The sequence below is a fragment of the Cerasibacillus sp. JNUCC 74 genome, assembly GCF_053667775.1.
Window position 1 is genome coordinate 126,595 of record NZ_CM132207.1, and the last position, 23,313, is coordinate 149,907.

Consider the following 23,313-nt stretch of genomic DNA (forward strand, 5'->3'; position numbering starts at 1 on the left):
GTGGATAAAATTTATTTGCAACAATTGCAATTTTATGGGTTTCATGGGCTACTTCCTGAAGAGAACAAGCTAGGGCAACGTTTTCAAGTTGATGCGGTTCTATATCTGGATCTAGCTAAGGCTGGCAAAAGTGATGATATGAATCATTCCATTCATTATGGATACGCCTATGAATGTATTAAAGAAGTAGTAGAAGGGGAAGCAAAGAATTTATTAGAAGCAGTTGCCGAAAATATAGCCGATAAGCTCTTATCTACCTTTAGCTTATTACAAGCTTGTAAAATTAAGCTTATTAAACCAGATCCGCCGATTCCAGGTCATTATCAATCCGTGGCAGTAGAAATATATAGGGAGAAATCAAAATGAATAAAGTATATATCGCTTTAGGAACGAATATTGAGCCACGATTTAACCATTTGCAAGAAGCATTACGACGCCTTCAGGAGCATAAGAAAATATCTATCCTCAAGCAATCATCTATTTATGAAACAGCTCCGGTAGGATATACAAATCAAGCTGACTTCTTAAATATGGTTATTCAGGCAGAAACAGATTGTACGCCTATAGAGTTATTAGACTACTGTCAACAAATAGAAAAGGAATTAGGCAGAAAGCGAACTATCCGATTTGGTCCACGTACGATAGACCTTGACATTTTATTGTATAATCAAGAAAATATAAAGATGGAACGTTTAACAATTCCACATCCACGAATGCATGAGCGTGCATTTGTGCTCGTTCCATTAAATGAGATTGCACCGAATACGGTGTTGCCTTTAACTATGGAAAATAAACGTGTTGTTGATGCAATAAAAGAACTATCAGGAAATGACTTAAAGGATGTAGAAATATGGACCAAAAAAGAATCGGTCGAAGAATAAAAGCATTTCGTAAATTAAAGGGATATACACAAGTTGAATTTGCCAAAGAATTGGAAATACCATTATCTGTTTTAGGGAGAATGGAAAGAGGTTCTAAGTCCGTTTCCGAGGATCTTTTAGACAAGATAATAGCTACACTTGACATATCGAAGGAAGAGCTTATTTTATGCGACAAAAATGACGGCGAAAGCTATTAAGAAAAGGAGGGGTATCATCATGTTTCAAATCGGCGATATTACGGTTCCAAACCGAGTTGTGCTGGCACCTATGGCTGGTGTAAGTAATTATGCCTTCCGTTTAACGGTAAAGGAATTTGGCGCAGGCCTTGTTACTGCAGAGATGGTAAGCGATAAGGGGATTGTTAATAAAAACGATAAAACCATGAATATGCTCTATATTGATGAAGAAGAAATGCCGATGAGCTTACAAATTTTTGGCGGGGAAAAAGATACGTTAGTTAAAGCTGCTTCTTTTGTTGATCAACATACAAATGCTTCTATTATTGATATCAATATGGGCTGCCCTGTTCCAAAAATCACCAAATGTGATGCGGGTGCTCGTTGGCTGCTTGATCCAGATAAGATTTATGAAATGGTATCTGCTGTTGTCCGTGAAGTAGAAAAGCCAGTGACAGTAAAAATGCGTAGTGGTTGGGATGAGAATCATATATATGCGGTGAATAATGCAAAAGCTATTCAAGAAGCGGGAGCAAAGGCAATAGCTATTCATGGTAGAACAAGGAAACAGCTGTACGAGGGAGTAGCTGATTGGAATATTATAAAACAAGTTAAGGAAGCAGTCTCGATTCCGGTTATTGGGAATGGCGATGTTGATAGTCCGCAAATTGCAAAGCAACGCTTAGATGAGACTGGTGTCGATGCAATCATGATTGGTCGAGCCGCTCTAGGAAATCCATGGATCATTTATCAAACAGTGAAGTATTTAGAGACGGGCGATTTAATTAGTGATCCTACTCCAAAGGAAAAAATAGATGTTTGTGCGCTTCATATGGATCGACTAATTCATATGAAGGGTGAAAAAATAGCAATTATGGAAATGCGCAAACATGCAGCTTGGTATTTGAAAGGGTTACGTGGTAATGGCAGAGTAAGGCGAAAAATAAATGATGTAGATACTCGAGATGGATTACTCAATATTTTATATACGTATGCTCATGAATTAGAGCAAGATCCAAAAGCTTCTTAATCGAAGTTGCTTCATCTGTTGTGAACATGAAGTTTCTATTAAAAATATTTTATACTCTTTAAGGGAGTGAAAGGTTTAAATCTGTTAGTTCTGCTGGCAGATTTTTACCAATGTCAGAGCTTTTAAATGGAAATAATGATGGAGCTTTGCTGCACATTACAAGTAAAGTGAAAGCAATCTATGTGGTGGTTTTCCCAGGATTGCCGAGTTAGTATGTATTATTTTATTGGTGCCAGCTCTTTTATTTGTTTTCTATACAGTTAATACATGAAAGATGAGGGTAAATCAGCTATACTACCTAATTAGAAAAGAACTGGAGTGATCATGGTGTCAGAGGAATTAAATGAACATATGCAGGTTCGTAGAGAAAAATTGGAACAATTACAATCGCAAGGAATAGATCCGTTTGGTGGAAAGTTTGCACGGACGCATGTTGCAAGTGAGTTAAAAGATTTATACGATCGCTACACGAAAGAGGAATTAGAGGGTAAGGAAGAAGAAGTGACTATTGCAGGGCGAATCATGACAAAGCGTGGAAAAGGGAAAGCTGGTTTTGCCCATATTCAAGATGTTAGCGGTCAAATTCAATTGTATGTGCGTAAAGATACGGTAGGAGAGGCAGCATATGAGATTTTCAAAACAATTGATTTGGGAGATATCGTTGGTGTCAAAGGGACCATGTTTAAAACAAAGGTAGGCGAATTATCTGTTAAAGTTAATGATTTTCGGCTGTTGACCAAGGCATTGCGCCCATTACCTGAGAAATATCATGGTTTAAAAGACATCGAACAGCGCTATCGTCAACGCTATTTAGATTTAATTATGAATATGGAAAGTAAGGAAACCTTTGTTTTAAGGAGTAAAATTATTCAAGCAATGCGTCGTTATTTAGATGGACAAGGTTTCTTAGAAGTAGAAACTCCGATGCTGCACGGAATACCTGGAGGTGCTACTGCAAGGCCATTTATAACGCATCATAACGCTTTAGATATTCCATTATATATGCGAATAGCTATTGAGCTGCATTTGAAACGGTTAGTTGTTGGCGGCATAGAAAAGGTGTATGAAATTGGGAGAGTGTTTCGTAATGAAGGTGTATCTACAAGACATAACCCAGAATTCACGATGATCGAGTTGTATGAGGCATATGCAGATTATCAAGACATTATGATATTAACCGAAAAGTTAATATCTCATATTGCTAAAGAAGTGTTAGGTACTACTATGATAACGTATGGAGATTACGAAATAGATCTAGCTCCAAAATGGACGAGGAAGCATATGGTTGATGCGGTAAAAGAAAAAACCGGAGTAGATTTTTGGCAGCAGATGACGGATGAAGAAGCACGAGCGCTTGCTAAAGAGCATGATGTGGAAATTAAAGAAACGATGACATATGGCCATATTGTAAATGAATTTTTTGAGCAATTGGTGGAAGAAGAACTTATTCAACCAACATTTATTTATGGGCATCCAGTAGAAATTTCTCCGCTTGCAAAGAAAAACAAAGATGATGAGCGCTTTACCGATCGTTTTGAATTGTTTATTGTTGGAAGGGAACATGCAAATGCGTTTAGTGAATTAAATGACCCAATCGATCAAAAAGAACGATTTGAAGCTCAGGTTAAAGAACGAGCAGCTGGAAACGATGAAGCACATTATATGGATACGGATTTCATAGAGGCATTGGAATATGGTATGCCACCAACTGGTGGGTTAGGCATAGGAGTCGACCGGCTTGTTATGCTCCTAACGAATTCTGCTTCCATTCGTGATGTGTTGTTGTTCCCGCAAATGAAAAATAAATAAACGGTACACCATTTTAAAGACAAAGGAGACTCTAAATGTCCCTTTGTTTTTAAAATTGTTTAGGAAACTGTAAAATTTGTTCATCCACAACTAGCTCTAGCACCTAGATCTTCGGGGTTGCTTCACTCCTCCTGCGGGCGTGGGAACCCTCCTTGTCGGAGCTCCAGTGCTTGTCGGGGCAGACCAAGGCGTTTCTCGTTTTTGTTCTTGTTTAGAATTTATATCCGTTTTTACTTGGCGGTTATCTTTTTTTAAAGTAGTTTCGTCGTCTACCTTAAGCTCTTATCTGCAGCAAACATTGATTATTTTTCTACGATAAGTCAACATTGGCTGGAATCTAAAGGAAGGCCGCTCAGGCGCCGGCAACCTCCTGTTTTAGAGGCCTGTTTTCTTTGTTCGAATGGAAGGAGCCGTATTTCTCTCATTATCTACATATTATTTTGCGAATTTTATAAGAGAAAAGGCTCCTAAACACTTGATTCGTTTGGGGTGACAGGACATGGAAGGCTACGACAGCTCATGCAGAAAAAGTGTTCTTCTTTTTCAAGACCAAGGAAAGCTACAGTACGCAATATACCGCACATAGAAAAAGTGCTTTTCTTCGTGTGATGTATTGCTATGGGTGTTTATCCTGTTTCAAGGGTAGTGCTAGTCCATGCATCAAAAGTTTGACGCAGCGTTGTTTAGAGTATATGTAGCTAGATCCCCAATTTTGGCGTAGAATTAGACATTAAAATTATTTACTACATTGGTTTAACTTCGTATTATTTATTCTTATGTACGATGAATTCATTTTTCGAACAACTCCCTTATGACGAAGCAGTTTCCAGTTAAAATAGGAGTTCTTTTTAAGTGGTATGCTTTTTGATCCCACATGTAACTGACAGTAAGACCTGTTATTGTATGCTATGAGGTAAACTCAAGAGAATAGGTGGAGGAGCCAACTGCAAGTCAAATGTCGATTCTGTTCAGACGACTTTAGGCCATACCCTTGCGGTACTAACAATCAGTTGAGGATAAAAGAAACCCCGCTGATTAAAGATTCACTTAATGAATCAATTCTTACTGTCTATATGTAGATTTCAAAGATTTTAGCACTAGTTTGAATAAAATATTGAATTATATAAACACTAAAAATTAACTTTCAATAAAAAAAGTCTTGATTTCAAGGTGTAAACATGGTAAATTAATTATCGTTGCTTGAGTAAGCAATAACTTAAATAAAAATGATCGATTAAAAAATCATTAAAAAGTATTGACTTCTATCGATCAGCATGGTATATTAATAGAGTCGCCAATTTGATTAACAAATTGTCAAATAAAAAAATGTTTGACAAGCGTTTTTCAAAATGGTATAATAAAAAAGTTGCTGTCGCAAAAGGCAGTTAACAACATTTGCTCTTTGAAAACTGAACAAAACAACCAGTATGTCAAGAAAAGCAGTCTCTGTTTTTCTAAGAAATAACTCAAGAGAGATCTTGAGAGAAGCTAAGAAGTAATGAAGAACGGTGTTTTTCATTACAAACTTTTTTGGAGAGTTTGATCTTGGCTCAGGACGAACGCTGGCGGCGTGCCTAATACATGCAAGTCGAGCGCGGGAAGCAAGCAGAACCCCTTCGGGGGTGACGCATGTGGAACGAGCGGCGGACGGGTGAGTAACACGTGGGCAACCTGCCTGTAAGACTGGGATAACTCCGGGAAACCGGGGCTAATACCGGATAATACGTTTTCTTGCATAAGGAGACGTTAAAAGGCGGCGCAAGCTGTCACTTACAGATGGGCCCGCGGCGCATTAGCTAGTTGGTGGGGTAAAAGCCTACCAAGGCGACGATGCGTAGCCGACCTGAGAGGGTGATCGGCCACACTGGGACTGAGACACGGCCCAGACTCCTACGGGAGGCAGCAGTAGGGAATCTTCCGCAATGGACGAAAGTCTGACGGAGCAACGCCGCGTGAGTGAAGAAGGTTTTCGGATCGTAAAACTCTGTTGTTAGGGAAGAACAAGTGCCGTTCAAATAGGGCGGCACCTTGACGGTACCTAACCAGAAAGCCCCGGCTAACTACGTGCCAGCAGCCGCGGTAATACGTAGGGGGCAAGCGTTGTCCGGAATTATTGGGCGTAAAGCGCGCGCAGGCGGTCTTTTAAGTCTGATGTGAAAGCCCACGGCTTAACCGTGGAGGGCCATTGGAAACTGGAGGACTTGAGTACAGAAGAGGAGAGTGGAATTCCACGTGTAGCGGTGAAATGCGTAGAGATGTGGAGGAACACCAGTGGCGAAGGCGACTCTCTGGTCTGTAACTGACGCTGAGGTGCGAAAGCGTGGGTAGCGAACAGGATTAGATACCCTGGTAGTCCACGCCGTAAACGATGAGTGCTAGGTGTTAGGGGGTTTCCGCCCCTTAGTGCTGCAGTTAACGCATTAAGCACTCCGCCTGGGGAGTACGGCCGCAAGGCTGAAACTCAAAAGAATTGACGGGGACCCGCACAAGCGGTGGAGCATGTGGTTTAATTCGAAGCAACGCGAAGAACCTTACCAGGTCTTGACATCCTCTGACGGCCCTAGAGATAGGGAGTTCCCTTCGGGGACAGAGTGACAGGTGGTGCATGGTTGTCGTCAGCTCGTGTCGTGAGATGTTGGGTTAAGTCCCGCAACGAGCGCAACCCTTGATCTTAGTTGCCAGCATTCAGTTGGGCACTCTAAGGTGACTGCCGGTGACAAACCGGAGGAAGGTGGGGATGACGTCAAATCATCATGCCCCTTATGACCTGGGCTACACACGTGCTACAATGGATGGAACAAAGGGCAGCGAAGCCGTGAGGCCAAGCAAATCCCACAAAACCATTCTCAGTTCGGATTGCAGGCTGCAACTCGCCTGCATGAAGCCGGAATCGCTAGTAATCGCGGATCAGCATGCCGCGGTGAATACGTTCCCGGGTCTTGTACACACCGCCCGTCACACCACGAGAGTTGGTAACACCCGAAGTCGGTGAGGTAACCGTAAGGAGCCAGCCGCCGAAGGTGGGACCAATGATTGGGGTGAAGTCGTAACAAGGTAGCCGTATCGGAAGGTGCGGCTGGATCACCTCCTTTCTAAGGAATAAGATAAAGCGTAAGCGTTCGTTTAGCGACGTATGAACTGGACGGAACCGAAGGAGATAAAGGAAACACGAAGAGCCGAGAGGCGAATCGATGTTGACTTATCGTACGGAGGGGAAGGAAGTTTCACTAGTCGCTGAACGCTGGAGCTGGAATAATAAAAAGCGAAAACGACGATAGACGTTTGAGCTGACTATACGGAAGACATACTAGGTTGTTTGGTTCAGTTTTGAGAGAGTAAATATTCTCTCTTTAAAGATGGTACCTTGAAAACTAAATAAGAGTAACAACGACATCAAACCAAAAGCAATAAAGGCGAAAAAGCGTCTAGCTTATTTCACATAAAGCGAGTTAGTTAAGTGAATAAGGGCGCACGGTGGATGCCTTGGCACTAGGAGCCGAAGAAGGACGGGACTAACACCGATATGTCTCGGGGAGTCGTAAGTAGACGTTGATCCGGGAATTTCCGAATGGGGGAACCCACTGTTCGTAATGGAACAGTACCTCTATCTGAATACATAGGGTAGAGGAGGCAGACCCGGGGAACTGAAACATCTCAGTACCCGGAGGAAAGGAAAGCAAATGCGATTTCCCAAGTAGCGGCGAGCGAAACGGAACGAGCCCAAACCAGAAGGCTTGCCTTCTGGGGTTGTAGGACACTCCATAGGAGTTACCAAGAAGTTCTTTAGATGAAGCGATCTGGAAAGATCCGCCAAAGGAGGTAACAGCCCTGTAATCAAAAAGGAACTTCCTCCGGAGTGGATCCTGAGTACGGCGGAACACGAGAAATTCCGTCGGAATCCGGGAGGACCATCTCCCAAGGCTAAATACTCCCTAGTGACCGATAGTGAACCAGTACCGTGAGGGAAAGGTGAAAAGCACCCCGGGAGGGGAGTGAAAGAGAACCTGAAACCGTGTGCCTACAAGTAGTCGAAGCCCGTTAATGGGTGACGGCGTACCTTTTGTAGAATGGACCGGCGAGTTACGATCGTATGCAAGGTTAAGTGGAAGACACGGAGCCGCAGCGAAAGCGAGTCTGAATAGGGCGAACAGAGTATGCGGTCGTAGACCCGAAACCGTGTGATCTACCCATGTCCAGGGTGAAGGTCAGGTAACACTGACTGGAGGCCCGAACCCACGTATGTTGAAAAATGCGGGGATGAGGTGTGGGTAGGGGTGAAATGCCAATCGAACACGGAGATAGCTGGTTCTCTCCGAAATAGCTTTAGGGCTAGCCTCAAGGAAAGAGTACTGGAGGTAGAGCACTGATTGAACTAGGGGCCCTCATCGGGTTACCGAATTCAGTCAAACTCCGAATGCCAACTACTTATCCTTGGGAGTCAGACTATGGGTGATAAGGTTCATAGTCGAAAGGGAAACAGCCCAGACCGCCAGCTAAGGTCCCAAAGTATACGTTAAGTGGAAAAGGATGTGGAGTTGCATAGACAACCAGGATGTTGGCTTAGAAGCAGCCACCATTTAAAGAGTGCGTAATAGCTCACTGGTCGAGTGACTCTGCGCCGAAAATGTACCGGGGCTAAACGTATCACCGAAGCTGCGGATTGTTCTTCGGAACAATGGTAGGAGAGCGTTCAATGTGCAGTGAAGTCAGACCGTGAGGACTGGTGGAGCGCTTTGAAGTGAGAATGCCGGTATGAGTAGCGAAAAAAGAGTGAGAATCTCTTTCACCGAAAGCCTAAGGTTTCCTGAGGAAGGCTCGTCCTCTCAGGGTTAGTCGGGACCTAAGCCGAGGCCGAAAGGCGTAGGCGATGGACAACAGGTAGATATTCCTGTACCACCTCATGAGTGTTTGAGCGATGGGGGGACGCAGTAGGATAAGGAAAGCGCACGGATGGAAGCGTGCGCCCAAGCAGCAAGGGAGTCGGATAGGAAAATCCGTCCGATCATTCTAAGCTGTGACGGGGAGGGAAAATGAGTACCGAAGTTCCGGATTTCACACTGCCAAGAAAAGCCTCTAGTGAGCTCATAGGTGCCCGTACCGCAAACCGACACAGGTAGGCGAGGAGAGAATCCTAAGGTGAGCGGGAGAACTCTCGTTAAGGAACTCGGCAAAATGACCCCGTAACTTCGGGAGAAGGGGTGCTCCTTGTAGGAGGAGCCGCAGTGAATAGGCCCAAGCGACTGTTTAGCAAAAACACAGGTCTCTGCGAAGCCGAAAGGCGAAGTATAGGGGCTGACACCTGCCCGGTGCTGGAAGGTAAAGGGGAAGCGTTAGTACTTCGGTACGAAGCGTAGAACTGAAGCCCCAGTGAACGGCGGCCGTAACTATAACGGTCCTAAGGTAGCGAAATTCCTTGTCGGGTAAGTTCCGACCCGCACGAAAGGTGCAACGACTTGGGCACTGTCTCAACGAGAGACCCGGTGAAATTATACGATGCGTGAAGATGCGCATTACCCGCGACAGGACGGAAAGACCCCGTGGAGCTTTACTGTAGCCTGATATTGAATGTTTGTACAGCTTGTACAGGATAGGTGGGAGCCATCGAAGCGTGAGCGCCAGCTTACGTGGAGGCACCCGTGGGATACCACCCTGGCTGTATGAACCTTCTAACCCAGGGCCGTGATCCGGTCCGGAGACAGTGTCAGGCGGGCAGTTTGACTGGGGCGGTCGCCTCCCAAAAGGTAACGGAGGCGCCCAAAGGTTCCCTCAGAATGGTTGGAAATCATTCGCAGAGTGTAAAGGCAGAAGGGAGCTTGACTGCGAGACCTACAAGTCGAGCAGGGACGAAAGTCGGGCTTAGTGATCCGGTGGTTCCGCATGGAAGGGCCATCGCTCAACGGATAAAAGCTACCCCGGGGATAACAGGCTTATCTCCCCCAAGAGTTCACATCGACGGGGAGGTTTGGCACCTCGATGTCGGCTCATCGCATCCTGGGGCTGTAGTCGGTCCCAAGGGTTGGGCTGTTCGCCCATTAAAGCGGTACGCGAGCTGGGTTCAGAACGTCGTGAGACAGTTCGGTCCCTATCCGTCGTGGGCGTTGGAGGTTTGAGAGGAGCTGTCCTTAGTACGAGAGGACCGGGATGGACACACCGCTGGTGTACCAGTTGTTCCGCCAGGAGCACAGCTGGGTAGCTACGTGTGGCAGGGATAAGTGCTGAAAGCATCTAAGCATGAAGCCCCCCTCAAGATGAGACCTCCCATCACGTCAAGTGAGTAAGATCCCTCAAAGATGATGAGGTAGATAGGTTCGAGGTAGAAGCGTGGTGACACGTGAAGCTGACGAATACTAATCGATCGAGGACTTAACTAAATCTAATGGAAAGATAGTCGTTGAATGATCTCTTATTTAGTTTTTAAGGTATGATCCATATTTTTTGATAAAAAGTACTTGCTTTTTTTACGAAAACAATTATAATAAGGCTTGTGCCTATTTTTTAGAACAATATAAACATCATGTCTGGTAGCAATAGCGGAGAGGTCACACCTGTTTCCATACCGAACACAGAAGTTAAGCTCTCCAGCGCCGATGGTAGTTGGGGCTTTGCCCCTGCAAGAGTAGGACGCCGCCAGGCATACTAAGATTACTTAGACTTTAAGTTATATACATAGTGGAGGATTAGCTCAGCTGGGAGAGCACTTGCCTTACAAGCAAGGGGTCGCAGGTTCGAGCCCTGCATCCTCCACCATTCGCCGGCCTAGCTCAATTGGTAGAGCAACTGACTTGTAATCAGTAGGTTGGGGGTTCAAGTCCTCTGGCCGGCACCAGCTTTATTATAGTATAAGGGTTTAACAGGATATTAACAGCATTATCCATATGAGCCATTAGCTCAGTCGGTAGAGCATCTGACTTTTAATCAGAGGGTCGGAGGTTCGAATCCTCCATGGCTCACCATTACAATTAAAGATTTGCGGGTGTGGCGGAATTGGCAGACGCGCTAGACTTAGGATCTAGTGTCTTCGGACGTGGGGGTTCAACTCCCTCCACCCGCACCAATACCTTGATTATTTAATGGTTTAATTGCGGAAGTAGTTCAGTGGTAGAACACCACCTTGCCAAGGTGGGGGTCGCGGGTTCGAATCCCGTCTTCCGCTCCAAGCCAAGCCGGGGTGGCGGAATTGGCAGACGCACAGGACTTAAAATCCTGCGGTAGGTTACTACCGTGCCGGTTCGAGTCCGGCCCTCGGCACTATATGCGCCCGTAGCTCAATTGGATAGAGCGTTTGACTACGGATCAAAAGGTTAGGGGTTCGACTCCTCTCGGGCGCGCCATGATTCGGGAAGTAGCTCAGCTTGGTAGAGCACATGGTTTGGGACCATGGGGTCGCAGGTTCGAATCCTGTCTTCCCGACCAGTGTTTTTAATAAGGGGCCTTAGCTCAGCTGGGAGAGCGCCTGCCTTGCACGCAGGAGGTCAGCGGTTCGATCCCGCTAGGCTCCACCAACATTTGCTCTTTGAAAACTGAACAAAACAACCAGTATGTCAAGAAAAGCAGTCTCTGTTTTTCTAAGAAATAACTCAAGAGAGATCTTGAGAGAAGCTAAGAAGTAATGAAGAACGGTGTTTTTCATTACAAACTTTTTTGGAGAGTTTGATCTTGGCTCAGGACGAACGCTGGCGGCGTGCCTAATACATGCAAGTCGAGCGCGGGAAGCAAGCAGAACCCCTTCGGGGGTGACGCATGTGGAACGAGCGGCGGACGGGTGAGTAACACGTGGGCAACCTGCCTGTAAGACTGGGATAACTCCGGGAAACCGGGGCTAATACCGGATAATACGTTTTCTTGCATAAGGAGACGTTAAAAGGCGGCGCAAGCTGTCACTTACAGATGGGCCCGCGGCGCATTAGCTAGTTGGTGGGGTAAAAGCCTACCAAGGCGACGATGCGTAGCCGACCTGAGAGGGTGATCGGCCACACTGGGACTGAGACACGGCCCAGACTCCTACGGGAGGCAGCAGTAGGGAATCTTCCGCAATGGACGAAAGTCTGACGGAGCAACGCCGCGTGAGTGAAGAAGGTTTTCGGATCGTAAAACTCTGTTGTTAGGGAAGAACAAGTGCCGTTCAAATAGGGCGGCACCTTGACGGTACCTAACCAGAAAGCCCCGGCTAACTACGTGCCAGCAGCCGCGGTAATACGTAGGGGGCAAGCGTTGTCCGGAATTATTGGGCGTAAAGCGCGCGCAGGCGGTCTTTTAAGTCTGATGTGAAAGCCCACGGCTTAACCGTGGAGGGCCATTGGAAACTGGAGGACTTGAGTACAGAAGAGGAGAGTGGAATTCCACGTGTAGCGGTGAAATGCGTAGAGATGTGGAGGAACACCAGTGGCGAAGGCGACTCTCTGGTCTGTAACTGACGCTGAGGTGCGAAAGCGTGGGTAGCGAACAGGATTAGATACCCTGGTAGTCCACGCCGTAAACGATGAGTGCTAGGTGTTAGGGGGTTTCCGCCCCTTAGTGCTGCAGTTAACGCATTAAGCACTCCGCCTGGGGAGTACGGCCGCAAGGCTGAAACTCAAAAGAATTGACGGGGACCCGCACAAGCGGTGGAGCATGTGGTTTAATTCGAAGCAACGCGAAGAACCTTACCAGGTCTTGACATCCTCTGACGGCCCTAGAGATAGGGAGTTCCCTTCGGGGACAGAGTGACAGGTGGTGCATGGTTGTCGTCAGCTCGTGTCGTGAGATGTTGGGTTAAGTCCCGCAACGAGCGCAACCCTTGATCTTAGTTGCCAGCATTCAGTTGGGCACTCTAAGGTGACTGCCGGTGACAAACCGGAGGAAGGTGGGGATGACGTCAAATCATCATGCCCCTTATGACCTGGGCTACACACGTGCTACAATGGATGGAACAAAGGGCAGCGAAGCCGTGAGGCCAAGCAAATCCCACAAAACCATTCTCAGTTCGGATTGCAGGCTGCAACTCGCCTGCATGAAGCCGGAATCGCTAGTAATCGCGGATCAGCATGCCGCGGTGAATACGTTCCCGGGTCTTGTACACACCGCCCGTCACACCACGAGAGTTGGTAACACCCGAAGTCGGTGAGGTAACCGTAAGGAGCCAGCCGCCGAAGGTGGGACCAATGATTGGGGTGAAGTCGTAACAAGGTAGCCGTATCGGAAGGTGCGGCTGGATCACCTCCTTTCTAAGGAATAAGATAAAGCGTAAGCGTTCGTTTAGCGACGTATGAACTGGACGGAACCGAAGGAGATAAAGGAAACACGAAGAGCCGAGAGGCGAATCGATGTTGACTTATCGTACGGAGGGGAAGGAAGTTTCACTAGTCGCTGAACGCTGGAGCTGGAATAATAAAAAGCGAAAACGACGATAGACGTTTGAGCTGACTATACGGAAGACATACTAGGTTGTTTGGTTCAGTTTTGAGAGAGTAAATATTCTCTCTTTAAAGATGGTACCTTGAAAACTAAATAAGAGTAACAACGACATCAAACCAAAAGCAATAAAGGCGAAAAAGCGTCTAGCTTATTTCACATAAAGCGAGTTAGTTAAGTGAATAAGGGCGCACGGTGGATGCCTTGGCACTAGGAGCCGAAGAAGGACGGGACTAACACCGATATGTCTCGGGGAGTCGTAAGTAGACGTTGATCCGGGAATTTCCGAATGGGGGAACCCACTGTTCGTAATGGAACAGTACCTCTATCTGAATACATAGGGTAGAGGAGGCAGACCCGGGGAACTGAAACATCTCAGTACCCGGAGGAAAGGAAAGCAAATGCGATTTCCCAAGTAGCGGCGAGCGAAACGGAACGAGCCCAAACCAGAAGGCTTGCCTTCTGGGGTTGTAGGACACTCCATAGGAGTTACCAAGAAGTTCTTTAGATGAAGCGATCTGGAAAGATCCGCCAAAGGAGGTAACAGCCCTGTAATCAAAAAGGAACTTCCTCCGGAGTGGATCCTGAGTACGGCGGAACACGAGAAATTCCGTCGGAATCCGGGAGGACCATCTCCCAAGGCTAAATACTCCCTAGTGACCGATAGTGAACCAGTACCGTGAGGGAAAGGTGAAAAGCACCCCGGGAGGGGAGTGAAAGAGAACCTGAAACCGTGTGCCTACAAGTAGTCGAAGCCCGTTAATGGGTGACGGCGTACCTTTTGTAGAATGGACCGGCGAGTTACGATCGTATGCAAGGTTAAGTGGAAGACACGGAGCCGCAGCGAAAGCGAGTCTGAATAGGGCGAACAGAGTATGCGGTCGTAGACCCGAAACCGTGTGATCTACCCATGTCCAGGGTGAAGGTCAGGTAACACTGACTGGAGGCCCGAACCCACGTATGTTGAAAAATGCGGGGATGAGGTGTGGGTAGGGGTGAAATGCCAATCGAACACGGAGATAGCTGGTTCTCTCCGAAATAGCTTTAGGGCTAGCCTCAAGGAAAGAGTACTGGAGGTAGAGCACTGATTGAACTAGGGGCCCTCATCGGGTTACCGAATTCAGTCAAACTCCGAATGCCAACTACTTATCCTTGGGAGTCAGACTATGGGTGATAAGGTTCATAGTCGAAAGGGAAACAGCCCAGACCGCCAGCTAAGGTCCCAAAGTATACGTTAAGTGGAAAAGGATGTGGAGTTGCATAGACAACCAGGATGTTGGCTTAGAAGCAGCCACCATTTAAAGAGTGCGTAATAGCTCACTGGTCGAGTGACTCTGCGCCGAAAATGTACCGGGGCTAAACGTATCACCGAAGCTGCGGATTGTTCTTCGGAACAATGGTAGGAGAGCGTTCAATGTGCAGTGAAGTCAGACCGTGAGGACTGGTGGAGCGCTTTGAAGTGAGAATGCCGGTATGAGTAGCGAAAAAAGAGTGAGAATCTCTTTCACCGAAAGCCTAAGGTTTCCTGAGGAAGGCTCGTCCTCTCAGGGTTAGTCGGGACCTAAGCCGAGGCCGAAAGGCGTAGGCGATGGACAACAGGTAGATATTCCTGTACCACCTCATGAGTGTTTGAGCGATGGGGGGACGCAGTAGGATAAGGAAAGCGCACGGATGGAAGCGTGCGCCCAAGCAGCAAGGGAGTCGGATAGGAAAATCCGTCCGATCATTCTAAGCTGTGACGGGGAGGGAAAATGAGTACCGAAGTTCCGGATTTCACACTGCCAAGAAAAGCCTCTAGTGAGCTCATAGGTGCCCGTACCGCAAACCGACACAGGTAGGCGAGGAGAGAATCCTAAGGTGAGCGGGAGAACTCTCGTTAAGGAACTCGGCAAAATGACCCCGTAACTTCGGGAGAAGGGGTGCTCCTTGTAGGAGGAGCCGCAGTGAATAGGCCCAAGCGACTGTTTAGCAAAAACACAGGTCTCTGCGAAGCCGAAAGGCGAAGTATAGGGGCTGACACCTGCCCGGTGCTGGAAGGTAAAGGGGAAGCGTTAGTACTTCGGTACGAAGCGTAGAACTGAAGCCCCAGTGAACGGCGGCCGTAACTATAACGGTCCTAAGGTAGCGAAATTCCTTGTCGGGTAAGTTCCGACCCGCACGAAAGGTGCAACGACTTGGGCACTGTCTCAACGAGAGACCCGGTGAAATTATACGATGCGTGAAGATGCGCATTACCCGCGACAGGACGGAAAGACCCCGTGGAGCTTTACTGTAGCCTGATATTGAATGTTTGTACAGCTTGTACAGGATAGGTGGGAGCCATCGAAGCGTGAGCGCCAGCTTACGTGGAGGCACCCGTGGGATACCACCCTGGCTGTATGAACCTTCTAACCCAGGGCCGTGATCCGGTCCGGAGACAGTGTCAGGCGGGCAGTTTGACTGGGGCGGTCGCCTCCCAAAAGGTAACGGAGGCGCCCAAAGGTTCCCTCAGAATGGTTGGAAATCATTCGTAGAGTGTAAAGGCAGAAGGGAGCTTGACTGCGAGACCTACAAGTCGAGCAGGGACGAAAGTCGGGCTTAGTGATCCGGTGGTTCCGCATGGAAGGGCCATCGCTCAACGGATAAAAGCTACCCCGGGGATAACAGGCTTATCTCCCCCAAGAGTTCACATCGACGGGGAGGTTTGGCACCTCGATGTCGGCTCATCGCATCCTGGGGCTGTAGTCGGTCCCAAGGGTTGGGCTGTTCGCCCATTAAAGCGGTACGCGAGCTGGGTTCAGAACGTCGTGAGACAGTTCGGTCCCTATCCGTCGTGGGCGTTGGAGGTTTGAGAGGAGCTGTCCTTAGTACGAGAGGACCGGGATGGACACACCGCTGGTGTACCAGTTGTTCCGCCAGGAGCACAGCTGGGTAGCTACGTGTGGCAGGGATAAGTGCTGAAAGCATCTAAGCATGAAGCCCCCCTCAAGATGAGACCTCCCATCACGTCAAGTGAGTAAGATCCCTCAAAGATGATGAGGTAGATAGGTTCGAGGTAGAAGCGTGGTGACACGTGAAGCTGACGAATACTAATCGATCGAGGACTTAACTAAATCTAATGGAAAGATAGTCGTTGAATGATCTCTTATTTAGTTTTTAAGGTATGATCCATATTTTTTGATAAAAAGTACTTGCTTTTTTTACGAAAACAATTATAATAAGGCTTGTGCCTATTTTTTAGAACAATATAAACATCATGTCTGGTAGCAATAGCGGAGAGGTCACACCTGTTTCCATACCGAACACAGAAGTTAAGCTCTCCAGCGCCGATGGTAGTTGGGGCTTTGCCCCTGCAAGAGTAGGACGCCGCCAGGCATACTAAGAAAAACTGACCTTTTTTAAAATGGTCAGTTTTTTGTTGTTGTGAAAAGGAAATAATGAGCTATTTTTATATGATAGGAGCACTCTAGGTAAGTAGTGAAATAAATCAGGATCTTGTGACCTTAATCGGCCACAGTTAGGTCAATTTTCTCCTTTTGGAATAAACACTTGTGTAGACGAAATTTTCATACTATATAAGTATTTATTTTTAAGGTAGAATGAATTTAACTTATTAACTAAAGCAATGTAGGAATGTAAGGAGGGATGATCATTGAAAGAGATGGTGCACGAATTATTGGGTGATAACTTTTATATCATTTTGACACGTCTCCTGATAGCATTAGTTCTAGCAGGAGTAATTGGATTCGAACGGGAGTTGAAAAATCACTCTGCAGGTTTTCGAACACATATTTTAGTGGGTGTGGGTTCTTGTTTAATGATGCTGTTATCATTATTTGGTTTTGAAATGTTTCTAGAGGAATATGATAATATTCGTTTTGACCCTGCTAGAATTCCTTCTTATGTAATTAGTGGAATCGGCTTTCTTGGTGCTGGGACAATTATTGTTTATGGAGGAACGATAAGAGGATTAACTACTGCCGCTTCCATATGGACAGTTGCAGGTTTAGGATTAGTTGTTGGTGCGGGGATGTACGCAGCTGCAGTATTGACAACAGTAATTATTTTACTTAGTCTTATATTTCTCAATAATTTTGAACGTTTATTTCGACGTGGAAAAGCTCCCAATGTCATTCAAATTATTACTCTACCGGATGTTCGGATAAATGAGGTAGTTAAAGTATTTGATAAGTTCAATATAGCTATAAAAAAAGTTGAGGTATCAAAAATAGAAAATAATTTGCGAAATATCTTTATCGTTATGGAAACTAATCCGGAATTGGATCGGATTTCTTTATTTGACGAAATAGCTCATGTCGATTATGTAAAAAGTGTAACAGAGCTAACATAATCGCATAATTATCCTGCTAGTAGCGTGTATACTGGTAGGTTTTTTCAAGTAAATAAAAATTTATTTCACATTTAAGGTGCGCATTTCAAGAGTGATATGCCCGGGTTTAGCCTTTGTTAATTCTTATCAGTAGGGGATGAAGGAAAAGTCCTACTGATAGAAGTTTCACTTTATGCATCTTTTTTTTAGGATTTTCAAAAGGTATAAAACTATAGATATAAAGTTTCGTTTTTGCAGATAGGCGTAGCAAGACAATCTTCGGTTCCATAGGATTGATCGGCATCTTTTTTAATCTAACCTGTATTAGTGAGCAAAATCCCATCTTTTGTTGTAAGCAAAAATAGTATTTAAATATTCGTCTGTTGATATTTGGTTTCGTATTCGTGATTTTTGTCTAAAATAAACATATACAATGTATTTGCATCTTCATTAAATTCCCGTATAATAAGAGTATAGTCAAAGATAGTCAAAGTCAAAAGGATGAGGCTGAAGTAAAAGGGGGTGGGCATATGAGTAATATATCAGATATCATTGAGCGATATTTAAAAGAAATCCTTCAACAAAAAGGGAAAAATGTAATTGAAATAAAACGAAGCGAAATTGCTGACCAATTTAAATGTGTCCCCTCACAAATTAACTATGTGATTAATACTCGTTTTACAGTGGAAAAAGGGTATATAGTAGAAAGTAAGCGAGGCGGTGGCGGTTATATTCGAATTATCCGAGTGACTCATCAAGATGAGTCAAAGCTAATTGATGAAATCATTGAAATGATTAACCCTTCTGTTTCACAACAAAAAGCCTTAGGTGTATTAGAACGATTATTAGAAGAAGAACTGATCACAGAACGAGAAGCTAAAATTATGTTAAGTGCAATTAAGCGAAGTACGTTGGCGTTTAAGTTACCATTAAGAGATGAAGTACGTGCTCGTGTACTAACATCAATGTTAACGACACTCAAGTACCTAAATAAGTAAGGGGGGGTATAAATGGAATGTCAAGAATGCCATGAGCGGCCCGCGACAGTTCATTTTACACAAGTTATTCAAGGACAAAAAATGGAGGTTCATGTTTGCAAAGTGTGTGCAAAGGAAATGGGCTACATGAGTTACCCCGAAGAAGGACATTCATTGCATAATTTACTTTCCGGACTCTTTAATTTTGATACCTCTGGCTTAACTAAACCTCAAGGGAAAACCTATCAACAAATACACGATTTACAATGTCCTAAATGTGAAATGACATTTTCGCAATTTAAACAAGTTGGTAAATTTGGTTGTGCTGTTTGTTATGAAACTTTTAATGACAGGTTAGATCCTATTTTTCGAAGGGTGCATGCAGGTAATGTGAAGCATAATGGGAAAATACCAAAACGTCAAGGAGGATATTTGCATAAAAAGAAACAACTGGAGGACTTAAAAGCACATTTGAAGAAACTAGTAGAGAATGAGGAATTTGAAGAGGCAGCAAAAGTAAGAGATCAAATACGTGAATTAAGTCAGCAGGATGATTCAGAGGCAGGTGACCAAGCATGACGCTGCAACACTTTATGAACGAAGCAATTAGCCCCTGGATGCGAAAAGAAGGCCCCGATAGTGATATCGTATTAAGCAGTAGAATCCGGCTTGCGCGTAACTTTGCAAATGTCCCTTATCCCATTGCAGCCGATCCAAGTCAACTAGAGGAAATTCGTAGTTTTTTTAAAGAAAAATATGAAGGCAAATCTTTCGGAGCATACAAGAATTTTGCATTTCTATCCATTCGTGATTTAACCGTGATAGAGAAACGCGTTCTAGTCGAAAAGCATTTGATAAGCCCGTTACTGGCCAAACATTCTGAGTCTGCTGCAGCACTAATATCAGAAAATGAACAAGTGTCCCTAATGATAAATGAAGAAGACCATATACGCTTGCAATTATATGTTCCGGGTTTTCAGCTATCTGAAGCGTTGCAACAGGCTTTTGAAATAGATGATTGGCTGGAAGAAAAAATTAATTATGCATTTGATGAAAAGCGAGGATATTTAACAAGTTGTCCTACAAATGTAGGTACAGGGATGCGGGCGTCAGTTATGATGCATTTACCAGCACTAGTAGTAACGAAACAAATTAATCGCATGCTTCCAGCTATTAACCAGTTAGGCCTTGTAGTAAGGGGCATTTACGGTGAAGGTAGTGAAGCGCAGGGTAATATTTTCCAAATATCCAATCAAATAACGTTAGGAAAACCTGAAGCGGATATTGTAGCCGATTTGCAAAGTGTGGTAAAGCAATTAATTGAGTATGAGCGTTATGCAAGAGAACAGTTAATAAAACAATCAGGAGTTCAATTAGAAGATCGTATTTATCGTTCATACGGTGTTTTAGAGTATGCTCGAATCATCGAGTCTCAAGAGGCCGCTAGCTGCTTATCCAATGTTCGTCTAGGAATTGACTTAGGGTTAATAAAAAATATTTCACGAAATATATTAAATGAATTAATAATATTGACACAGCCAGGTTTTTTACAACAATATGCTAAAAAAACTTTAAATGCAAATGAACGTGACCAATTACGAGCATCACTTATTCGCCAACGCTTACAATTGGAGCAATAGCTAAGGAGGTAATTTTTATATGATGTCAGGACGTTTTACAGAAAGAGCGCAAAAAGTATTTGCACTAGCTCAGGAAGAGGCTGTTCGACTGGGTCATAACAATATTGGAACGGAGCATATTCTTTTAGCCCTTGTTCGTGAGGGAGAGGGTATTGCTGCTAAAGCATTGCAATCCCTAGGTTTGGAAGTTTCCAAAATACAGCAGGAAGTAGAGAAATTAATCGGTATTGGAAAGCAACCGATGCAAACAATCCATTATACGCCGCGGGCCAAAAAAGTAGTAGAGCTTTGTCAAGATGAAGCAAGAAAGCTCGGACACTCTTATGTAGGCACGGAGCATATTCTTCTTGGTCTCATCCGTGAAGGAGAAGGTGTTGCTGCTAGAGTTTTAAATAATTTAGGGGTTAGCCTTAACAAGGCGAGACAACAAGTGCTGCAGTTGTTAGGGAGCAATGAGTCGCAAGCAAATCGTCAAGGTCGTGGACAGCAATCAAATGCTAATACACCAACCCTTGATTCCCTTGCTCGTGATCTTACCGTTAGTGCAAAAGAGGGCAATATTGATCCAGTGATTGGACGTAGCAAGGAAATTGAACGTGTCATTCAAGTGTTAAGTCGACGTACAAAAAATAATCCGGTTTTAATTGGTGAGCCTGGGGTTGGTAAGACAGCTGTTGCAGAAGGGCTTGCACAACAAATTGTTAACAACGAGGTTCCGGAAACGTTACGGGATAAACGAGTGATGACACTTGATATGGGTACTGTAGTTGCAGGTACCAAGTATCGAGGAGAATTTGAGGATCGTTTAAAAAAGGTAATGGAAGAAATTCGCCAAGCTGGTAATATCATTCTATTTATAGATGAGCTTCATACTTTAATCGGTGCTGGCGGGGCAGAAGGAGCAATTGATGCTTCCAATATATTAAAGCCTTCGCTTGCCCGTGGTGAATTGCAATGTATTGGTGCAACAACGTTAGATGAATATCGTAAATACATTGAAAAGGATGCTGCTCTTGAGCGTAGGTTCCAGCCCATTCAAGTAGATGAACCTACTTTAGAAGAAACAGTACAAATTTTAAAAGGCTTGCGTGATCGTTACGAAGCGCATCATCGTGTGACGATTACCGATGAAGCTATTCATGCTGCAGTAAACCTATCTGATCGCTATATTACGGATCGCTTCCTTCCTGATAAAGCAATTGATCTCATTGATGAAGCTGGCTCCAAAGTGCGTTTGCGTTCTTATACGGTTCCGCCAAATCTAAAAGAGCTAGAACAGAAGCTGGAAGAGGTTCGCAAGGAAAAAGATGCTGCTGTACAAAGCCAAGAATTTGAAAAAGCTGCTTCACTTCGTGATTCAGAACAGCGGCTTCGTGAGGAAGTAGAGGAAACGAAGCAAAAATGGAAGGAAAAACAAGGCCAAATGGACTCAGAGGTCACAATTGAGGATATAGCAAGCGTTGTATCCATATGGACAGGAGTACCTGTTTCTAAATTGACGAAAGATGAAAGTGACCGCTTATTAAATCTAGAAAAAATCCTTCATAATCGTGTAATTGGTCAAGAAGAGGCCGTAAATGCAATCGCTAAGGCTATTCGAAGAGCTCGAGCAGGTTTAAAAGATCCGAAGCGACCAATTGGCTCATTTATTTTCTTAGGGCCAACAGGGGTTGGAAAAACAGAATTAGCCAGAGCATTGGCTGAGGCAATGTTTGCAGATGAGGATGCGATGATTCGAATTGATATGTCTGAGTATATGGAAAAACACGCAACCTCTCGCTTGGTTGGTTCTCCTCCTGGCTATGTTGGTTATGAAGAGGGCGGTCAGTTGACAGAAAAAGTACGTAGAAAGCCGTATTCCGTTGTATTGTTAGATGAAATTGAAAAGGCACATCCAGAAGTATTTAACATTTTATTACAAGTGCTTGAAGATGGACGATTAACTGATTCAAAGGGCCGTGTAGTAGACTTTCGAAACACTGTGTTGATCATGACATCAAACGTTGGAGCTAGTGAATTGAGGCGAAATAAATACGTTGGCTTTAATATTGGAGACGAAAACCAAGAATATAAGGATATGAAGGCAAAAGTCATGGATGAATTGAAAAAAGCCTTTCGCCCAGAATTTTTAAACCGTATTGACGAAACCATTGTGTTCCATTCCTTAGAGAAAAAGCATATGAAGAGCATTGTTATACTCATGATTGAGCAGTTACAGCGTCGTCTGAAAGAACAAGGGATTGAATTTTCGCTAACTGATAAAGCAATTGAAAAAATTGCTAACGAAGGATTTGATCCTGAATATGGTGCAAGGCCGCTTCGTCGTTCCATTCAAAAGAATATAGAAGATTTATTATCAGAGGAGCTTTTGAAGGGAACCATTGCTAAAGGGCAAAAAGTGAAGATAGGCTTGAATAATAAAGGGGCATTTATTATTCTTAAATAACCTTTATAACCAATAGATTAATAAAGTGAAACTTCTATCAGTAGGACTTTTCCTTTACCCCCTGCTGATAGAAGTAGAACAAAAGATAAAAACTCGGACTTCCTTGAAAAAGCACTTTTTTGCGTGCAATGGGTCGCTGTTCAAACTTCCTTATCCTTGAAAAACCGCGGTGTATTGCCTGCCGTAGTAACTCTGTCCTATCCATCCGAATGAATTGATCTTTAGGAGAACCGTTATCTCCCATTTAGACTTCTAGTGGAAATCTTATTGCATTTTATATTCCGGATAAACGGAAGTAGCTACACTAAGCCTCTTTATATAGCCTTCATTTTCCTTTTACAAAGAAGCCTTCAAATATCGGATGGAAATAAAAACCCCCTTAGAAAAAGAGGATGATCAAAAAGGCGGTCAAAATGATATAACGAATTTCTTGATGTGGTCAGAATCAAAATTTAAGCTGTATCAATGACGTAAATTTCTTAGAGCTTAAGTATTTGTTAACTAGGCGACTGTCTTATCAAAAGAATTAGTACTAGTCAAATATTCTTTATTGCCTAGGAAATAATATCCGTTTTTCCATGGTGGATAGCTTTATTGTAGCCGTCGTTTACTAATGCTCGAGGACTAGCAAAATTTGATTCTTTTCCTACGCTAA

General features: G+C 44.4%; 10 protein-coding genes, 9 tRNA genes and 6 rRNA genes. All 25 read left to right on the forward strand.

Annotated elements, in window-relative coordinates; all coding sequences use genetic code 11:
- The 25 genes from folB to clpC all read left to right on the forward strand — a co-directional run bounded on the left by folB (position 1) and on the right by clpC (position 22,658).
- Positions 1 to 366 carry a dihydroneopterin aldolase gene (gene folB / locus JNUCC74_RS00550; protein WP_454066537.1) on the forward strand — a complete coding sequence of 122 codons (366 nt, stop codon included), beginning with the start codon at positions 1 to 3 and terminating at the stop codon, positions 364 to 366.
- A complete protein-coding gene (folK, locus tag JNUCC74_RS00555; protein ID WP_454066538.1) occupies positions 363 to 881 on the forward strand; it encodes a 2-amino-4-hydroxy-6-hydroxymethyldihydropteridine diphosphokinase in 519 nt (172 codons plus the stop codon). Before folB ends, folK begins: the two co-directional genes overlap by 4 nt.
- On the forward strand, positions 851 to 1,078 hold the full coding sequence (locus JNUCC74_RS00560) for a helix-turn-helix domain-containing protein (RefSeq protein WP_077317474.1): 228 nt from the start codon (positions 851 to 853) through the stop codon (positions 1,076 to 1,078). Before folK ends, JNUCC74_RS00560 begins: the two co-directional genes overlap by 31 nt.
- 19 nt (positions 1,079 to 1,097) lie before the next feature.
- Positions 1,098 to 2,087 carry a tRNA dihydrouridine synthase DusB gene (gene dusB, locus JNUCC74_RS00565; protein WP_454066539.1) on the forward strand — a complete coding sequence of 330 codons (990 nt, stop codon included), beginning with the start codon at positions 1,098 to 1,100 and terminating at the stop codon, positions 2,085 to 2,087.
- 324 nt (positions 2,088 to 2,411) lie between these two features.
- The gene (lysS, locus tag JNUCC74_RS00570; protein WP_454066540.1) at positions 2,412 to 3,896 is read left to right on the forward strand and encodes a lysine--tRNA ligase; all 1,485 of its coding nucleotides are present in this window, start codon (positions 2,412 to 2,414) and stop codon (positions 3,894 to 3,896) included.
- A 1,527-nt stretch (positions 3,897 to 5,423) separates the two neighbouring features.
- Positions 5,424 to 6,988: ribosomal RNA gene (locus tag JNUCC74_RS00575) — 16S ribosomal RNA — on the forward strand.
- A 359-nt stretch (positions 6,989 to 7,347) separates the two neighbouring features.
- A 23S ribosomal RNA gene (locus tag JNUCC74_RS00580) occupies positions 7,348 to 10,267 on the forward strand.
- A gap of 146 nt (positions 10,268 to 10,413) precedes the next feature.
- Positions 10,414 to 10,529: ribosomal RNA gene (rrf, locus tag JNUCC74_RS00585) — 5S ribosomal RNA — on the forward strand.
- A 38-nt stretch (positions 10,530 to 10,567) separates the two neighbouring features.
- Positions 10,568 to 10,643: transfer RNA gene (locus tag JNUCC74_RS00590), tRNA-Val, on the forward strand.
- Between the two features lie 3 nt (positions 10,644 to 10,646).
- Positions 10,647 to 10,722: transfer RNA gene (locus JNUCC74_RS00595), tRNA-Thr, on the forward strand.
- Between the two features lie 51 nt (positions 10,723 to 10,773).
- Positions 10,774 to 10,849, forward strand: a tRNA-Lys gene (locus tag JNUCC74_RS00600).
- Between the two features lie 16 nt (positions 10,850 to 10,865).
- Positions 10,866 to 10,950, forward strand: a tRNA-Leu gene (locus tag JNUCC74_RS00605).
- A 27-nt stretch (positions 10,951 to 10,977) separates the two neighbouring features.
- Positions 10,978 to 11,052 (forward strand) — tRNA-Gly (locus JNUCC74_RS00610).
- Between the two features lie 6 nt (positions 11,053 to 11,058).
- A tRNA-Leu gene (locus JNUCC74_RS00615) sits at positions 11,059 to 11,144 on the forward strand.
- A gap of 6 nt (positions 11,145 to 11,150) precedes the next feature.
- Positions 11,151 to 11,227 (forward strand) — tRNA-Arg (locus tag JNUCC74_RS00620).
- Between the two features lie 5 nt (positions 11,228 to 11,232).
- Positions 11,233 to 11,309 (forward strand) — tRNA-Pro (locus tag JNUCC74_RS00625).
- 13 nt (positions 11,310 to 11,322) lie between these two features.
- A tRNA-Ala gene (locus tag JNUCC74_RS00630) sits at positions 11,323 to 11,398 on the forward strand.
- Positions 11,399 to 11,534: 136 nt separating this feature from the next.
- Positions 11,535 to 13,099: ribosomal RNA gene (locus tag JNUCC74_RS00635) — 16S ribosomal RNA — on the forward strand.
- A gap of 359 nt (positions 13,100 to 13,458) precedes the next feature.
- Positions 13,459 to 16,378: ribosomal RNA gene (locus tag JNUCC74_RS00640) — 23S ribosomal RNA — on the forward strand.
- Between the two features lie 146 nt (positions 16,379 to 16,524).
- A 5S ribosomal RNA gene (gene rrf, locus JNUCC74_RS00645) occupies positions 16,525 to 16,640 on the forward strand.
- The 16S, 23S and 5S rRNA genes sit together here with 9 tRNA genes alongside, the layout of an rRNA operon.
- A gap of 286 nt (positions 16,641 to 16,926) precedes the next feature.
- The gene (locus JNUCC74_RS00650; RefSeq protein ID WP_454067801.1) at positions 16,927 to 17,616 is read left to right on the forward strand and encodes an MgtC/SapB family protein; all 690 of its coding nucleotides are present in this window, start codon (positions 16,927 to 16,929) and stop codon (positions 17,614 to 17,616) included.
- Positions 17,617 to 18,125: 509 nt separating this feature from the next.
- Entirely contained in the window at positions 18,126 to 18,593 is a 468-nt protein-coding gene (locus JNUCC74_RS00655) for a CtsR family transcriptional regulator (protein ID WP_077318952.1), read from the forward strand.
- A gap of 12 nt (positions 18,594 to 18,605) precedes the next feature.
- A complete protein-coding gene (locus JNUCC74_RS00660; protein ID WP_077318953.1) occupies positions 18,606 to 19,151 on the forward strand; it encodes a UvrB/UvrC motif-containing protein in 546 nt (181 codons plus the stop codon).
- Positions 19,148 to 20,212, forward strand: coding sequence for a protein arginine kinase (locus tag JNUCC74_RS00665; protein WP_454066541.1), 1,065 nt, complete (start codon positions 19,148 to 19,150; stop codon positions 20,210 to 20,212). Before JNUCC74_RS00660 ends, JNUCC74_RS00665 begins: the two co-directional genes overlap by 4 nt.
- 19 nt (positions 20,213 to 20,231) lie before the next feature.
- On the forward strand, positions 20,232 to 22,658 hold the full coding sequence (gene clpC / locus JNUCC74_RS00670) for an ATP-dependent protease ATP-binding subunit ClpC (RefSeq protein ID WP_454066542.1): 2,427 nt from the start codon (positions 20,232 to 20,234) through the stop codon (positions 22,656 to 22,658).
- The last annotated feature ends 655 nt before the right edge of the window (positions 22,659 to 23,313 follow it).

Excerpts from the sequence above, each read along its gene's own strand:
- folK (WP_454066538.1), top strand. The coding sequence starts at position 363 with ATGAATAAAGTATATATCGCTTTAGGAACGAATATTGAGCCACGATTT.
- JNUCC74_RS00560 (WP_077317474.1), top strand. The coding sequence starts at position 851 with ATGGACCAAAAAAGAATCGGTCGAAGAATAAAAGCATTTCGTAAATTA.
- dusB (WP_454066539.1), top strand. The coding sequence starts at position 1,098 with ATGTTTCAAATCGGCGATATTACGGTTCCAAACCGAGTTGTGCTGGCA.
- lysS (WP_454066540.1), top strand. The coding sequence starts at position 2,412 with ATGGTGTCAGAGGAATTAAATGAACATATGCAGGTTCGTAGAGAAAAA.
- JNUCC74_RS00650 (WP_454067801.1), top strand. The coding sequence starts at position 16,927 with ATGGTGCACGAATTATTGGGTGATAACTTTTATATCATTTTGACACGT.
- JNUCC74_RS00655 (WP_077318952.1), top strand. The coding sequence starts at position 18,126 with ATGAGTAATATATCAGATATCATTGAGCGATATTTAAAAGAAATCCTT.
- JNUCC74_RS00660 (WP_077318953.1), top strand. The coding sequence starts at position 18,606 with ATGGAATGTCAAGAATGCCATGAGCGGCCCGCGACAGTTCATTTTACA.
- JNUCC74_RS00665 (WP_454066541.1), top strand. The coding sequence starts at position 19,148 with ATGACGCTGCAACACTTTATGAACGAAGCAATTAGCCCCTGGATGCGA.
- clpC (WP_454066542.1), top strand. The coding sequence starts at position 20,232 with ATGATGTCAGGACGTTTTACAGAAAGAGCGCAAAAAGTATTTGCACTA.